The sequence below is a fragment of the Kitasatospora sp. MAP5-34 genome (assembly GCF_029894335.1).
Lineage (GTDB): Bacteria > Actinomycetota > Actinomycetes > Streptomycetales > Streptomycetaceae > Kitasatospora.
Window position 1 is genome coordinate 319,008 of the sequence record NZ_JARXZC010000004.1, and the last position, 14,734, is coordinate 333,741.

General features: G+C 69.4%; 14 protein-coding genes. 6 read left to right on the forward strand and 8 right to left on the reverse strand.

Annotation, left to right across the window (positions count from 1 at the left end):
* Positions 1 to 3 precede the first annotated feature (3 nt).
* Entirely contained in the window at positions 4 to 2,208 is a 2,205-nt protein-coding gene (glgX, locus tag P3T29_RS06650; RefSeq protein WP_280715378.1) for a glycogen debranching protein GlgX, read from the reverse strand.
* A gap of 354 nt (positions 2,209 to 2,562) precedes the next feature.
* On the opposite strand from glgX, the gene P3T29_RS06655 reads away from it, so the two are divergent.
* From P3T29_RS06655 to P3T29_RS06665, 3 genes are all read left to right on the forward strand, one after another.
* Positions 2,563 to 3,660: an Ig-like domain-containing protein gene (locus tag P3T29_RS06655; RefSeq protein WP_280715343.1), complete on the forward strand. Its 1,098-nt coding sequence runs from the start codon at positions 2,563 to 2,565 to the stop codon at positions 3,658 to 3,660.
* A gap of 357 nt (positions 3,661 to 4,017) precedes the next feature.
* Complete coding sequence (locus tag P3T29_RS06660) at positions 4,018 to 5,241, forward strand: Ig-like domain-containing protein (protein WP_280715344.1); 1,224 nt, start codon at positions 4,018 to 4,020, stop codon at positions 5,239 to 5,241.
* Positions 5,242 to 5,417: 176 nt separating this feature from the next.
* Positions 5,418 to 5,969: an ATP-binding protein gene (locus P3T29_RS06665; protein WP_280715345.1), complete on the forward strand. Its 552-nt coding sequence runs from the start codon at positions 5,418 to 5,420 to the stop codon at positions 5,967 to 5,969.
* A gap of 135 nt (positions 5,970 to 6,104) precedes the next feature.
* Here P3T29_RS06665 and P3T29_RS06670 read toward each other — a convergent pair whose 3' ends face one another.
* The 5 genes from P3T29_RS06670 to P3T29_RS06690 all read right to left on the reverse strand — a co-directional run bounded on the left by P3T29_RS06670 (position 6,105) and on the right by P3T29_RS06690 (position 12,688).
* Positions 6,105 to 9,128, reverse strand: a complete 3,024-nt coding sequence (locus P3T29_RS06670; RefSeq protein ID WP_280715346.1) for an FG-GAP-like repeat-containing protein — start codon at positions 9,126 to 9,128, stop codon at positions 6,105 to 6,107.
* A 54-nt stretch (positions 9,129 to 9,182) separates the two neighbouring features.
* A complete protein-coding gene (locus P3T29_RS06675; protein ID WP_280715347.1) occupies positions 9,183 to 10,172 on the reverse strand; it encodes a hypothetical protein in 990 nt (329 codons plus the stop codon).
* 241 nt (positions 10,173 to 10,413) lie between these two features.
* The gene (locus tag P3T29_RS06680; protein WP_280715348.1) at positions 10,414 to 11,580 is read right to left on the reverse strand and encodes a damage-control phosphatase ARMT1 family protein; all 1,167 of its coding nucleotides are present in this window, start codon (positions 11,578 to 11,580) and stop codon (positions 10,414 to 10,416) included.
* 47 nt (positions 11,581 to 11,627) lie between these two features.
* The gene (locus P3T29_RS06685; RefSeq protein WP_280715349.1) at positions 11,628 to 11,879 is read right to left on the reverse strand and encodes a DUF397 domain-containing protein; all 252 of its coding nucleotides are present in this window, start codon (positions 11,877 to 11,879) and stop codon (positions 11,628 to 11,630) included.
* On the reverse strand, positions 11,876 to 12,688 hold the full coding sequence (locus tag P3T29_RS06690; RefSeq protein ID WP_280715350.1) for a helix-turn-helix transcriptional regulator: 813 nt from the start codon (positions 12,686 to 12,688) through the stop codon (positions 11,876 to 11,878). The genes P3T29_RS06685 and P3T29_RS06690 overlap by 4 nt, the downstream gene beginning before the upstream one ends.
* Positions 12,689 to 12,861: 173 nt before the next feature.
* Between P3T29_RS06690 and P3T29_RS06695 the strand changes: the two genes are divergently transcribed.
* Positions 12,862 to 13,350, forward strand: coding sequence for an ATP-binding protein (locus P3T29_RS06695; protein ID WP_280715351.1), 489 nt, complete (start codon positions 12,862 to 12,864; stop codon positions 13,348 to 13,350).
* Between the two features lie 109 nt (positions 13,351 to 13,459).
* On the opposite strand, the gene P3T29_RS06700 is transcribed toward P3T29_RS06695, so the two are convergent.
* Positions 13,460 to 13,642, reverse strand: coding sequence for a hypothetical protein (locus P3T29_RS06700; protein ID WP_280715352.1), 183 nt, complete (start codon positions 13,640 to 13,642; stop codon positions 13,460 to 13,462).
* A 43-nt stretch (positions 13,643 to 13,685) separates the two neighbouring features.
* Between P3T29_RS06700 and P3T29_RS06705 the strand changes: the two genes are divergently transcribed.
* Positions 13,686 to 13,907, forward strand: a complete 222-nt coding sequence (locus tag P3T29_RS06705; RefSeq protein WP_280715353.1) for a hypothetical protein — start codon at positions 13,686 to 13,688, stop codon at positions 13,905 to 13,907.
* 56 nt (positions 13,908 to 13,963) lie between these two features.
* Here the strand turns inward: P3T29_RS06705 and P3T29_RS06710 are convergent, their stop codons facing one another.
* Entirely contained in the window at positions 13,964 to 14,086 is a 123-nt protein-coding gene (locus P3T29_RS06710) for a hypothetical protein (protein ID WP_280715354.1), read from the reverse strand.
* Between the two features lie 187 nt (positions 14,087 to 14,273).
* On the opposite strand from P3T29_RS06710, the gene P3T29_RS06715 reads away from it, so the two are divergent.
* Positions 14,274 to 14,734 (forward strand): transposase (locus P3T29_RS06715; RefSeq protein ID WP_280715355.1); only part of this gene is annotated, 461 nt, incomplete at its 3' end.

Here is a 14,734-nt window from a genome sequence, read left to right on the forward strand (position 1 = left end):
GTTTTACGGGCCTGTCGGCGAGAACCGGCCATGGTCGCCGGTGACCCGCAGCAGCCGGGCCGACCTGCCGCGGACCGTCACGGAGGTCAGCGCGGGATGCCAGGTCGGCGGGGTCCTGGCCTGGCCGGTGTCGACCACGCTCTCGTAGTCGGAGGCCCACGGCTCGCCGGGCAGCACGAAGGGAGTCGGCTGGTCACCGGCGTTGAGCAGCAGCAGGAAGCTGTCGTCGGTGAGCGCGTGGCCGTGCTGGTCCCGCTCGGACATCGCGGTGCCGGAGAGCAGCATCCCGAGCACGCCGGTCGGGGTGAACCAGTCCGACTCCGTCATCTCCCGCCCCCGCGTGGTGAACCAGGCCAGGTCGCGCTCGCCGCCCGGCACGGCGGCGCGCCCGGAGAAGAAGGCCCGCTGCCGCAGCACCGGGTGCTCGCGGCGGAGCCGGATCAGCCGGGCCGTCAGCTCGGACAGCTCGCGCCACTCGGGCTGGTCGAGCAGCGACCAGTCGAGCCAGCTGGTCTCGTCGTCCTGGCAGTACGCGTTGTTGTTGCCGCCCTGGGTGCGGCCGAGTTCGTCACCGGCGGTGAGCATCGGGACGCCGGTGGAGAGCAGCAGGGTGGTCATCAGATTGCGCAGCTGACGGTGTCTCAGTTCGCGGACGGCCGGGTCGGCGGTCTCGCCCTCCGCGCCGCAGTTCCAGGAGCGGTTGTCGCCCGTCCCGTCCCGGTTGTCCTCGCCGTTCGCCTCGTTGTGCTTGTCGTTGTACGAGACCAGGTCGCGCAGCGTGAAGCCGTCGTGCGCGGTGACGAAGTTGACGGACGCGTACGGGCGCCGCCCGCCGCGCTGGTAGAGGTCGGAGGAGCCGGAGAGCCGGTAGCCCAGCTCGCGGACGTCCGGGCGGGCGCCGCGCCAGAAGTCCCGGACGGCGTCCCGGTACTTGTCGTTCCACTCGGCCCAGAGCGGCGGGAAGCCGCCGACCTGGTACCCGCCGGCGCCGATGTCCCAGGGTTCGGCGATCAGTTTGACCCGGCTGAGCACCGGGTCCTGCGAGACGGCGCCGAGGAAGGGGTGGTGCATCTCGACGCCGTCGCTGCCCCGGGCGAGCGCGGCCGCGAGGTCGAAGCGGAAGCCGTCCACGCCCATCTCGGTGACCCAGTAGCGCAGCGAGTCGGTGATCAGCCGGACGGTGTGCGGTTGGCGGGTGTCCAGGGTGTTGCCGCAGCCGGTGTAGTCGGCGTACCAGCGACGGCTGCGGTCGAGGCGGTAGTAGCCGCCGTTGTCGATGCCGCGCAGACTCAGGGCCGGCCCGGCCACGCCGCCCTCGGCGGTGTGGTTGTAGACCACGTCGAGGATCACCTCGATGCCCGCCGCGTGCAGCGCCCGGACCATCCGCTTGAACTCGCCGACCTGCTGCCCCCGGGTGCCGGAGGCCGAGTACCCGCCGTGCGGGGCGAAGAAACCGAGGGTGTTGTACCCCCAGTAGTTGGTGAGCCCGCGCTGCTGGAGGTGGTCCTCGCTGACGTACTGGTGGACGGGCAGCAGCTCGACGGCCGTCACCCCGAGGCCGGTCAGGTACTCGATCGCCGCCGGGTGGGCCAGCCCGGCGTACGTGCCGCGCAGTTCGGGCGGGATGCCGGGGTGGCGCATGGTGAAGCCCTTGACGTGCAACTCGTAGATCACCGTCTCGGCCCACGGGGTCTTCGGCCGCTGGTCGTCGTACCAGTCGTCGTCGTCGTGGACGACCACGGCCTTGGGCACGTACGGCGCCGAGTCCCGGTTGTCCCGGACGGTGTCGGCGACGTCGCGCTCGGGCCAGTTGCGGACGGAGGAGCAGACCGCGTCGTCCGCCGTGTAGTCGCCGTCCACCGCGCGGGCGTACGGGTCGAGCAGCAGCTTGGCCGGGTTCCAGCGGGCGCCCGTCCACGGGTCCCAGCGGCCGTGCACCCGGTAGCCGTACCGGGTGCCGGGCAGGACGCCGGGCAGGAAGCCGTGCCAGGTCTGGAAGGTCCGCTCGGTGAGCGGGTGCCTGCTCTCCTGACCCGCGTCGTCGAACACGCAGAGCTCGACCGCCTCGGCGTCGGGGGCCCAGAGTGCGAAGTTGGTGCCCCGGGTGCCGTCCGGGTCGGTCCGGTAGCGGGCGCCGAGCGGCTGCCAGCTGCCCGGCCAGGGCGTGACGGGGTTCGGACGGGCTCTGACCGGCGCGCCTCGGCTCATGTTCTGCTGCAGCTCCTGCCACGCCGTCATCGACCGCATCCTCCCAGCGCGGGGAGTCCCTTTCCCCGCTTCCCTCTTGTTCCCTGATCGGATGCCGCTGTCACGTGATCGATCATCTTGTGACGGACTGTGAACGATTCTCTGCGTCGGAGCGCCTTTCCGACGGCTTCTGTGTGAACTTGCTCGTCCGTGTCCGGCGGCGGGCGTGGTCGTTATGCCCGGGACGGACAACTGAGGCGGAGGGCCGGAATGTACCCAGGAGCAGGAGTCTGGGCTCGGCGGGTGACGGTCCTCGGGTTGTGCCTGCTCACCGCCTGCTCGGCCGCACGGTCGGCTGCGCCCAGCGGTGACGTCGTGGCGAGCCCGCCAGTCTCCGCCGCCGTGATCACCGCGACCCCGAAGGACGGCACCCAGGAGGTCGCCGCCGAGGACCCGGTCAAGGTGGCCGTGGCCCAGGGCAAGCTGGTCTCCGTCCGGCTCGCCGACGACAAGGGCGGCGTGCTCACCGGGAAGATCAGCCCTGACGGCACCTCCTGGGCCCCGGACGGCAAGCTGCAGCTCGCCACCCCGTACACCCTGGACACCGTCGCCGTGGACGCGGCCGGCCTCCGGGCCGCCCAGCACTCGGCGTTCGCGACCCTGACCCCCGCCCACACCTTCGCCGCCTTCTTCACCCCCGAGGACGGCAGCACGGTCGGCGTCGGCATGCCCGTCTCGCTGCGCTTCACCCGCCCGATCGCCGACCGGGCCGCCGTGGAGAAGGGCGTCACCGTCACCGCCGACCCGCCCGTCCCCGTCGTCGGCCACTGGTTCGGCAACCAGCGCCTCGACCTCCGCCCGGAGAAGTACTGGGCGGCGGGCACCAAGGTCTCGCTGGTGCTGCGCCTCAAGGACGTCCAGGGCGCACCCGGCGACTACGGCACCCAGGAGAAGGACGTCCACTTCACCGTGGGCCGGTCCCAGATCAGCGTGGTGGACCTCGACGCCCACACCATGTCCGTACGGCAGGACGGGCGGAACATCCGCACCCTGCGGATCTCGGGCGGCAGCCCCGACCACAGCACCTACCTCGGCGCGATGGTCATCTCGGAGAAGTACGAGGTGACCCGGATGAACTCGCAGACGGTCGGGATGGGCGACGAGTACGACATCAAGGACGTCCCGCACGCGATGCGGCTGACCAGCTCCGGCACCTTCGTGCACGGCAACTACTGGGCCGACCGCGCCATCTTCGGCACCGCCAACACCAGCCACGGCTGCATCGGCCTGGCGGACGACAAGGGCGGCGCCCCGGACAGCCCGGCGGGCTGGTTCTTCGACAACTCGATCATCGGCGACGTGGTCGACGTCCGGGGCGAGGACGGCGACGCCGTGCCGCCCGACAACGGCCTGAACGGCTGGAACCTGAGCTGGTCCCAGTGGGTGCACGGCAGTGCCCTCGCCGCCCGCTGAGCCGCTGTATGTGCTACCCACCGTGGTCACCCAGCTTCCACTCACCTTTCACCGACCTCCCGCCGAGGATTCACTCATACGGCCCGGTTATCCTGGCGACCCGCGCCGCCAGTGAGATTCGCCAGTGAGATTCCGAGTCCGGTGAGCCCGCGCGGAAGCAGTCTCCGGCCCCGGTGCGACTGTCCCTGGGTGACGAAACGTTCCTGGCCGGGGACTTCGGACCTGGCCCTGCCCGACCGCTCCCCGCAGGGGTGGCCGGGCCGTTGTCGGTTCGTGACGGAATCGTCGGGGGCCGGACGCAACTTATTGGTAGGTGTAGGCGTGTATACGGCTGGAACCAGGGATGGGGGAGTACGGATGAAGTCCATGGGCAGGGCCCTGGCAGCCGGTGTGCTCGGCGGAGCACTGGCACTCACCACCGCGTGCAGCGGTGGCAGCGGGAGCGGCGGGACCGGCGGAGGGTCGGGCAGCGGGGGTGCGAAGTCCCCGAGTGCCTCCAAGTCGGCCGTCTCGGCGGCAGTGGTGAGCATCGCGCCGGCCAACGGCGCGACGGACGTGAAGCCGAGCGGCGCGCTGAAGGTTTCGGTGGCGAGCGGGAAGCTCAGCACCGTCACGGTGACGGACAAGGACGGCAAGCCGGTCGCCGGGTCGATATCCGCCGACGGCGCGAGCTGGCTGCCGACGGGGAACCTGTCGGTCGGCATGCAGTACCAGGTGAGCGCCCAGGCCGCCGACGCCAACGGTGTGGTCGCCGCCTCCACCAGCACCTTCACCACCCTCACGCCCACCAAGGACGCCAACCCGCACGGCAACGTGACGGACGGTGAGACGGTCGGCGTCGGGATGATCGTGTCGCTGTCCTTCGACCACGACGTCAAGGACAAGGCCGCCGTGCTGCAGGGCGTCACCTTCGACACCCCCGGCAACATCCCGGTCAAGGGCCACTGGTTCGGCAGCCGCCGGGTGGACTTCCGTCCGGAGCAGTACTGGCCGGCCAACTCCAAGGTCACCGTGCACTACCGGCTGAAGAGCGTCGAGGTCGCCCCCGGCATCTACGGCGGGGTGGACGCGGACCGGCAGTTCACCATCGGCCGCTCGCAGATCAGCACCGTCGACGCCTCGACGCACGAGATGTCGGTGGTCCGGAACGGCCAGCCGTACGAGACCATCCCGATCAGCACCGGCGCCTCCCAGCCCAAGTCCTGGAACGCCTACAACGGCACGATGGTGATCGAGGCCAAGGAGGGCACGGCGACGATGGACTCCTCCACCGTCCCCGGCCTGCAGGGCGCCGCGTACAAGGAGAAGGTGCCGCACTCGCTCCGGCTCACCGACAGCGGCACGTACGTGCACGGCAACAACTGGTCGTCGCACAGCGTCTTCGGGAACACCAACGTCAGCCACGGCTGCGTCGGCCTGGAGGACGCCCCCGGCGACGCGGGCAGCGAGAGCTCCTCGGCCGGCAAGTACTACGCAGACGCGATGGTTGGTGACGTCGTGACGATCAAGAACTCCGTCGGCGAGCAGGTCAGCCCGGACAACGGCCTCAGCGGCTGGAACATCAACTGGGCCAACTGGTAGACCGGCCCGGCCTGCTGACTGCCGCGTGCGGCGGTCGGCGGGCCACCGGGGGGCCGCGTGTGGTGCAGGTGTGGTGCGCCTGGCGAACCCGACTTGCAGTTGTCATATGCCAGGTGAATAGTGATCGTTTGGTCATTGTCCGTACGCGGCCGCATGCGTTCCGCAATGATTGGCCCATGGCGGGATGGGGCGAGGCGGAATGGGCGGCACTTCCTGGGGCCGGGCCGGTGTCCGACGGCTCGCGCAGGGGATGCTCGCTGGTACTGGAGTCGCTGGAGCGGCTGACTCCAACAGAACTCGAAGAACAGTACTTCGCCCGGTTCTGCGAGGAACTGGCAGCCGAGCACGAGGTGTTCCTGCCCTCCCGCGCCGAGTTCGTCGGCGTGGCCCGCAGACTGATCCTCGCCGTCCTGCAGAACCTCGGCCTCCACCAGCAACTGGAAGCCGGTGAACTCCTCACCGGCGAACTCATGGGCAACGCCGTCCGCCACACCGGCGGCCGCACCGCCGGCCTCCGCCTGGCCCGCCGACCCGGCCGCCTCCGCATCGAGGTCCGCGACTCCTCCCGCGCCCTCCCCTGCCGCATCGTCGCCGAACCGGGCAACGAGACCGGCTACGGCATGGCCCTCGTCGACGCCCTCTCCGAACGCTGGGGCGCCGACCTGCTGCCCCGGGGCAAGGGCGTCTGGTTCGAACTCAAGGTCCGCGAACGGGCCTTACCGCTCTGAGGATCGTCCTGATCCGCTGCGGGCTACGCAGCCTGGGCTCCGCCCCGCCAGGTCCGCAGACCCGGCGGGGCGAAACCCGACCAGCAGCGTCCGGCCCGGCCGCAGCATCGGCGCCGGGTCGGAACTGAGCTTCCGTCAGGAGTCCGTGAACCCGTAGGAGGTTGCCGCCGAGCGGTTGCCCGAGGGGTCGACGGCCACCACCGACAGGGTGTGCGTCCCCGCCGTCAGGCCGTGCAGCTGGATGTCCAGGCTGTTGTGCCAGGCGTCCAGGCTGACCGGCGCGCCCGCTCCGTCCAACGTGTACTCGAAGGACGCCACCCGGCCGCGGTTGTCCGAGGAGCGCAGTGTGAACCGCGCGTCGGGGCCGCTGACGGTGGCCGGAGCGGGGTTGGCCAGGTTCGCGGTGCCGTTGCCGTCGACCAGCAGGCTGCCGTCGGCCCAGTGGTAGAACATCTTCGCGCCCTGGGCCGGGCCGTAGATGGTCCCCTGGGCGACGTCCATCACGTCCGACAGGTCGCCGGCTGCCTTCACCGGGATCGAGGGGCCAAAGCCGTGGGCATTGGGGTCGAGGGGGTTGCCGGTGCCGGGGTAGAGGAAGGCGCTGCCCGCGTTCCAGCGGACCAGTAGGTCGTCCTTGCCGTCGCCGTTGAAGTCGCCGGCCGTGATGGTCCGCGCATCGCTCCAGCCCCCGGCCGACCTGACAGTGACCGGGTTCCCGAAGGCGCCACCGGTGTTCTGGTAGAGGACGACCGAGCCGTCACCGTAGCGGATGACCAGGTCGGAGAGCGGGCCGCCGAAGAAGTGGCCGGCCACCACATCGAGGGCGTTCTGCCAGTTGCTGCTGGACAGGCCCGGGACGCCTGCGGGGGCGGCGAGCGGTTGGGTGCTGATCGGGTAGATGCCGGCGCTGCCGCTCGTCTTGTCGCGCGCCAGCAGGCCCAGCGAACCGTCGGAGGCGAAGTTGCCGACCGTCAGGGTGCTCGCCCAGTCGAAGGCGTGGTGGTCGACGCCCCCGATGTTCTGGGGCGGACCCCCGAGCTCCTGGCCGGAGCCGAACTGGCCGTTGCCGCTGCCGTACTTGAGAACGGTCGCGCCCGGAGACTGGCGGGTGATCAGATCAGTCTTGCCGTCCTTGTTGACATCGGCGGCCAGCACGTCGGCGGTGTTGGTCCAGACACCCGGAGAGGCCGACTTCAGCACGCTGGGCGCGCCGAACAAGACCGGGGCGGTGCCCGGCGTGGAGGGTAGGAACTCGGTCTGACCGGCTCCCGGGGCCTTGTCGTCGTACTGGCTCATCCAGTGCAGGACGACGTCGTCCTTGCCGTCCCGGTTGAAGTCGCCGGCGGTGATGTCCTCGACGGCCTTCCAGCTGAACGTGCTCTGGTGGGCGAACCCGCTCCAGTTGCGGCCGTCGGTCACCTGGGTGCCCTGCGACTGGTAGATCCCGCCGGGGATACCCAGGTAGAACGTGATCGAGCCGTCGGCGCCGCGCAGCAGCAGATCGGCGATGCCGTCGCCGTTGAAGTCGCCCGTGGTGAGATCGACCACGGTGTTCGGCATGGCGAACCCGGGCCGCTCAAGCGTCGAGGGCGTGCCGACCGAGTAGCTGCCATCTGCGGCCCGGCTGACCTGGCTGGCGGTGATGCTGCCATCACTCCAGCGGATCACCACATCGGAGTTCGGGCCGCCGAACACGTTGCCGGTGGTGACGTCCAGAGCTTTGAGCGAGGACGTGGTGTCCAGGGTGCTTGGCCAGGACCCCGGAGGCAGCAGCGGGACGGAGCCTCCGAGCTTGCCGGTGCCGTCGTTCGGGTACAGGTAGACCCGGCCGTTGTTCCAGCGGACCAGCAGGTCGGCCTTGTGGTCGTTGTGGCCGTCGCCGTTGAAGTAGCCGGCGGTGACGCCGGCGGCGTCGTACCAGCCGTTGGCCCGCGAGACCAGCTGTTGCCCGGTGCCGAACGTCCCGTCGCCCAGGCCTGGGTAGCGCATGACACTGCCGTCGGCGTAGCGCAGCACCATGTCCGCGGTGCCGCTGCCGGTGAAGTCGCCGGCGGTGCGGTCGACGGCGTTGGCCCAGTCGTTGCCGGTGCCGATGGTGGCGGGATTGTTGAAGACCTGCGGCGCGGACGGGGCCTGGGTGTTGGGGTTCCAGTTCAGCGTGGCGCGGTACATCAGGTGGTCCTGGTAGGTGATGTCCTGGCCGCTGTACGTCAGCATGGTGGTGTCCGCCTGCGCCGTGGTGAAGTCGGCGCTGCTGCTGAAGATGTAGTCGAACTTCCGCGCCGGGTCGGTCACCGTGCCGGTCTGGTCGGTCTGGTTCAGCGTGGTCATCTCACCGGAACGGCAGTTGGCGAGCTGGCGGCAGGCCGGGGAGAAGTAGGCCCGGTTCCCCTGCTCTGCCTCGGTGAAGGTGCCGTTGCCGTCCTGCGCCGAGTAGAGCAGGCCGAGGTTGGGGTCGGTCGGGTCGGCGTTGAAGTCACCCGCGAACACGGTCGGCCGGCTCACGCCGCCCCAGTACTGCATGCGGTTGATGGCCTGCGGCAGCCCCTGGGCCTTGAGCCCGCCGACGCCGCCGTCCAGGTGTGCGGTGCAGGTCTGATAGGGCTGGCCGCTGTCCGTGGCCTCGGCGCAGATCAGCGGTCGGGGCTCGACCGCGGGATCCGCGGGCTTCAGCACCTGGTCGTTGAAGGTCGGGGATTCGGTGTTCTTGACCAGCATCCCGGCCCCGAAGGCCGTGGTGTCAGTGAATTGGGGGTCAGTCGGGGTGGAGTCGTACACCCACTTCTGGCACCCGGTCTGGCCGGCCGCGAGCGTCTCGGCCTTCAGGTAGTGGAAGGTGTAGCCCGGCAGCGCGGCCGCCAGCGACTGGCCCTGCCCCATGCAGAGTTCCTGCAGGTCGACCACGTCCGCGTCGTAGCTCGTGACCGCGCTCTTCAGCGTGGCCGTCCACTGCGCAAGTGTGAGGCCGTAGCGCGAATGGCACAGCGACTGCCCGCAGGTGTTGAAGGTCACCACCTTCAGCGGCGGCGGTGTGGTGGCGGCCTGAGCGGTTGCCCCGCCCCAGTGACCCGGCACCAGCGCGCTGCTGAACGCCAGTAGCAGCCCGGCGCCGACGGCCGCTATTCGACCTGTGGTGCCGCGCAAAAGACGTACCGTCATCGGTTCCCCGTTCGGATGATCAACAAATGTGTCGACGCACCCTACCGGTCTCCGTCACGGAGTGCGGCTACGTCCCCGGCGGGCCGCAGCGCGGAGCTGCTCGACGCGGGAGTGGACGTCGGTGCTGCTCGGACGGATCGGACGGCTCGGCTCGGGGGACGGGACGCCCGGTCGGCAGGTGCGGCACAGGCCGCCGGGCAGTGCCTCGGGGCGGCCCGGCGCACCGCAGTCCGTGCACTCCATGATCCGGCGGGCCGTGGTCTCGGCGATCCGGAGGGGTGCGGGCGGCATCTTGGCGATGAGCCGCTTGCGGGTCAACGCACCTGCGCTGTGGACCGTTTCGGGCAGACCAGCGGTGAGGGTCGCCTTGAACTGAGCCGCCGTCACCCCGCAGGCCAGCCACTCGGCGGCCAAACCCTCCAACTCGGCGCATTCGGAGGCCGAAAGCGTCATCCGGGCGTCGGCGCGACCGAGCGATGCCAGCGCCTCGTACGCGTCGGAGCGGGCGGGCCGGGACAGCACGGCGGTCGCCTGCCGCTGGCGGGCCGGGGGATTCGGGTGCTGTGGTGGCGGTGTGGGCCTCGGGCGGGGACGCTCTTCCGGGTGAATGTCCCGTGGCTGGCTCACGGTCACGTCAGCTGAGGCGCCGTCGTCGGAGAGGCCGGTCGCGAGGAAGTGCGCCCACCAGGCGTCATCGCGCGCGGTACGGGAGAAGTACGTCCGGTAGACCCAACGGGTCTGACCGGCCCCCGCGTTCTCCCTGACCCGGCGCAGGTGCCCGGCCAAGGAGAGCGCGTTGAGCGCCGACCGCACGGCCTGCTGGCCGTAGAGCGGCTGCTCCTTGGCGAGGGTCTTGGTGTCGATCGCGGCGCCGTCCGGCAACCGGTCGATGAACGCCGCGATGCCCGCCTCGCGTACGGGCAGGTGTGCGAAGTCGCCCTTGCGGCGGGGCCTTTGGCCCGGAGCGGATCGCTTTCCGTAGCCCGACGCGGCCATCGGAGGGGCGTACGGGCGCGGGGCAGCGCTAAAGTTGTCAGTAGCCACGGGATCGACTCCTAATCGATCGTGCTGGTCAAGCCCCCTCTGGTGTCGCAAGCACCGGTGGGGGCTGTCTGTTGCTGCGCACGCTACACGGCGAATGCACACCGTGGCGAGTCGGTAACGAAAAGTCATACTCCCAGGCTGGTACGGGTGTTGGGAGGGTGGGTGGGTCAAGTGACCCACCCATTCGACATACAGGACGCTCGGCTCCCGCCACCCGAATTCCGCCCCCCGAGCTCCGGCGCTACACCTGCGCGTGGGCCTGGATGAGGCCGTACTTGCCGCTGGTGCGCCATGGCTCCCCGGTGGCGTCGAGCCCGGCGACCATCTGTGCGTCGAGGCCGACGACGACATCCGACTTCAACGTACGCAGGGCTGCTACCGGGGACGGGAAGTGGCCGGCCCTTTCGGCGAAGGGGTCCGTGGCGTCCCAGAGCTGGTCCCCGACGAGGCGGCGATAGTTGAGGTCGCCCTTGAGGATCGTCATCGTGGCATCGGCGAGTTCGGCCCTGAGGTCGGTGGGCATGTCGTGGAACGGCAGTGGCGCGCAGAAGAACTGGTGCGTGCGGACCATGAGGGTGCCGCTGTTCATCGCCTGCCAGAGCCGACGGCCGATCCCTTCCGCCTCCTGCTCGGGTGCGGCGCGAAGGCGCTCGATGGTCACGAGGACGTCGGCGGTGGTCGCGTCCGACACGTAGTAGGGGGAGGGCTTGACGTACAGGACGACCTCGGCGGCCAACCCGCTCGTGAGGAGGTGGTCGACCAGCACGAGGTCGGGCAGCAGCTCCCGCCCGGCGTTGTCCGCGATGACGCAGACTGTTGAGTCGCTCGCGGCGGCGAGCGTGGACCACAGGAGCGGGCTGTCGTCCGCGATCAGGGCGGGCGACTTGGCGTCCCCCGGCGAGGCGGTGATCTGGAAGCTGAGGTCCGCCCGGTTGCCCCAGAGCGCGGACGAGAGCAGCACCTCGGCCCGCTTCTCGGCAGACAGCGACGGCAGGTCGCGAAGAGCCGCCAGCTCGTCGTCCACCGCCGGGCTGGCCAGTTCGGCGTTCTTGAACGGTGCGAACGGGTCGATGCCCTGCCAAGTCCCGGGCCGGAAGTAGCCGACGGCTTCGAGCAGCCTGCGGTAGAAGTAGCTCTCGGCCCACAAGAACGGCGCCTCGCCCCATGGCCGCCCGAACAAGCCCTCGCCCCACTCCAGCCACTGCTGGTGATCGTGGGCGCCCTTGCCGAGCGGCTCCAGCACGCCGCTGGTGCTCTCGGTGAGCAGCTGCTCGACCGCTGCCCGCTCAGTCGGCCCGTACGGCAGGGCGTCGAGCACCTGCCCGATGAGCTTCGGGTGCCGCTCGTGGAAGACACTCCAGGCGAACGACCCGGGGGTATTGGACAGGATCGTGGGTGCGGTGGGCATGTTCAGACTCGTTCTTTTCTTCGTCGGCCGTCACCAGGACTCCGGCGCTACCCGACGGGCTGGCGGGCGGCGTACGAGACGAACTCGGCCCAGGCGGCGGGGGTGAAGGCGAGCTGCGGGCCGGCCTTGTCCTTCGAGTCCCGGACATGGACGGTGTCGGGGCAGGTGGCGACCTCGACGCAGTTACCGCCCTCGGTGCCGCTGTGGCTGGACTTGACCCAGGAGATGGCGACTTCGATGCAAGCGCCGCCCTGATCATTGCTGTAGCTAGACTTAAACCAGGTGAGCTGCGTGCTCATAGTTCCTCCGCCACCTTCCTGATGAACTGTGCTGACTCCTGGACGCTGAGGGCCTGCATGCGGATCATTCCATGGCGTTGGGTGAGAGCGCTCACCTTGACCGGGTCGGCGTACAGGACCCCTGTCTCCTGCCCTTCCACGTAGGCGAATTGGTCATGGTCGACGGTTTCCAGCAGGACCAAGGAGCCGCTGAGTCCCGGATAGGCTTCGCGGCCTACAGGCAGCACCTGGATGGCGACATTGCGAAGCTTGCCGATCTCCAGTAGATGATGCAGCTGACGCTTCATAGCGCTGGCGCCGCCGACCAGGCTGTGCAGGGCGGCCTCGTAGATCACGAACCCGAACAGCGCAGTCGGGCAACGCTTCAGTCTCTCTTGTCGCTGCAACCGGCCTGCCACGCGCTCCGCGACGGTCTCGTCGTCCAGTGGCGGGCAGCTGCTGCTGATCAAAGTGCGCGCGTACTCCTCGGTCTGCAGCAGACCGGGAATGAGCAATGTCTCGTACCAATGCAGCGCGATCGCTTTGCTCTCAGCGTCCGTGAAGTCCTGAGAGTAGGACGGAAACCTCTCCGGCCGTAGGAACTCCGCCGCCGCCACCAGCAGCCCCCGCGCGTCGCACATCTCGTCCGCGACCTCGAGCAGCCGCAGTGTCGGCCGCCGGCGCCCTTGCTCCATCGATTTGACGCTCTCGGGCTCGTAGTTGGCGGCCTTGCCCAACTCCTCACGCGTGACGCCTGCTTGAGTGCGCCAGAGCTTGATCTGGTTCCCGCAGTACCGCCACGCCATCGGTGGCTGGGAAGCCTCGCTCATCACCGGACCCCTGTCCCCTCCAGGTACGGCACGGGTACAGCCACCTTCTGTACCTGTGCAGTCACTCCCGAGGCTATGCCCCGACCAGCACCGTTGGAACGTCAATCGGCGGAACTCCCCACCTGTGGGTGACGCCTGACTTCCCGTGCCCGTCTTGAGCAACAAGGACAGCGATGACAGTGCGACCTACGCCCCGCCGCACCGTGCCCGCATCCGGCCCCGAGCTGCCAACTCCGAGGCAGGGCCCCGAATCCGGCGTCCTGCCCTCGTACATCGAGTGGCTGTTGGCGCGTCACGCTCGCAGCGTCGGCCGGTCCCGCACACTGCTGCGGCTTCAGGCCCGTTCGTGGGGGGTCCCGGACGAGACGACGGAGACCGCCGTGCTTCTGCTCAGCGAGCTGATGACCAACGCCTGCCGCCACGCACGAGTCCCACCAGGCCGTCTGATCGGCACCCGCTGCGTCCTGCTCGACCGCGTGCTGCGCATCGAGGTCTCCGACGCGAGCGACGACCTGCCCCAACCACGCTCGGCCTCCCCCGACGACGAGTCAGGCCGGGGCCTCGCACTCGTCGCCGCCCTCGCGGACGTGTGGGGCGCGCACCCCCGGGAATGCGGCATCGGCAAAACCGTCTGGTGCGAGCTGACCATCACTGGTGGCTGAGCGGTGACGGCGGCACTACGGCGTTCGGGGGCGGGCAGGGTCGTGGGCACGTACAGCTGCCGCGCCATCGTCCTCTCGGCGGTGCACGGCACGGTGGCCGCAGGGCTGTTCAGGTGTCCATGTGGTCGACGAAGATGCCGACCAGGATGCGCCCGTCATGTTCGGGGATGGGGAGGGAGAAGTGGACGCGGTCGCGTCCCCACAGCCGCTTACCGTGCCACTCGCAGCGGTATGACACATCCCGGTAGGGGACCATGCGCTGCGCCCACGCCTTGGTGTACTTCCGGGTCAACGGGCTTTCGGGGGAGATGTCCAGGCCCAGAGCGGAGAAGCGGGTGATGATCTGGTTCTGGTCGCCGGCATGGTGGGTCAGAGTGTCAGCGAAGTGGTCGTTGACAGCGCCGAGCCTGGTCCGTCAGCGCTCGATGACGTTGATCGCCAGCCCGCCGCCCGAGGTCTCCTTGTACTTGACCTGCAAGGAGATCTACGGCGATCAGGTTCTGACCGGCGGTTTCGTCGCTGATGGCACTGTCTGTGGCTGGGCCGGGGACTTTTGAGGGACAATAAGCTATCCCGAGCCGTTCGTACGCCCCCGGAGGGGCCGTGATCAATCTCAATGCTGGAGGAGCAGCTTGCTCTTCAGGATGGACGTCACCGACGGGTCCAGGTCACCCGACTCGGGGTGGCTGTAGTAGCGCGAGCCCTGCTGGTGGATCGTGTGAACGCCTTCGGACATGCTCCCTCCCTGTCTGTGGACATGAAACAGCCCCAGCGGTCCAGAGAGGGCGGCCGGGGCTAATGGTTACTTAGACCGACCGGCAATAGGCGGCTGCCGCTGAGCGATGGGGTGGGGTGGATGCAGTGCGGGCACGGGTCCGCGTGATCATGGAGTTCTCTACGCTCAGTGATCACGAAGGACGGCCGTGCCCGCGCTGCCATCTTGCCTGCTCGAACCTCTCTGGGACCAGTTCGCCGCTCTGCTGCCCGCCCGGGGAGAGTTCGCTGCTGACCACCCGCTGGGCTGCCACCGCCGCCGGATCGCCGACCGGACGGTCTTCGAGCACATCGTTCTCGCGTTGGTGCACGGCTCCGGCTACGAGCGCATCTCTACTTCCGGGTGTTCCGACCGCACGATCAGACGCCGTGTCAACGAGTGGGCCGTGCTGGGGATATCTGAGAAGGTGCACGCCATCGCGCTCGAGGCCTACGACCGGATGATCGGCCTCGGGCTGGACGAGATCTCGGTCGACGGCTGCATCACCAAGGCCCCGTCCGGCGGCGAGAAGGCCGGGCGGTCGCCGGTCGACCGGGGCAAGCAGGGACTGAAACGCTCGGTCGCGTCCGATGCGTGCGGTGTCCCACTCGGGATCGTCTCCGACGGGGC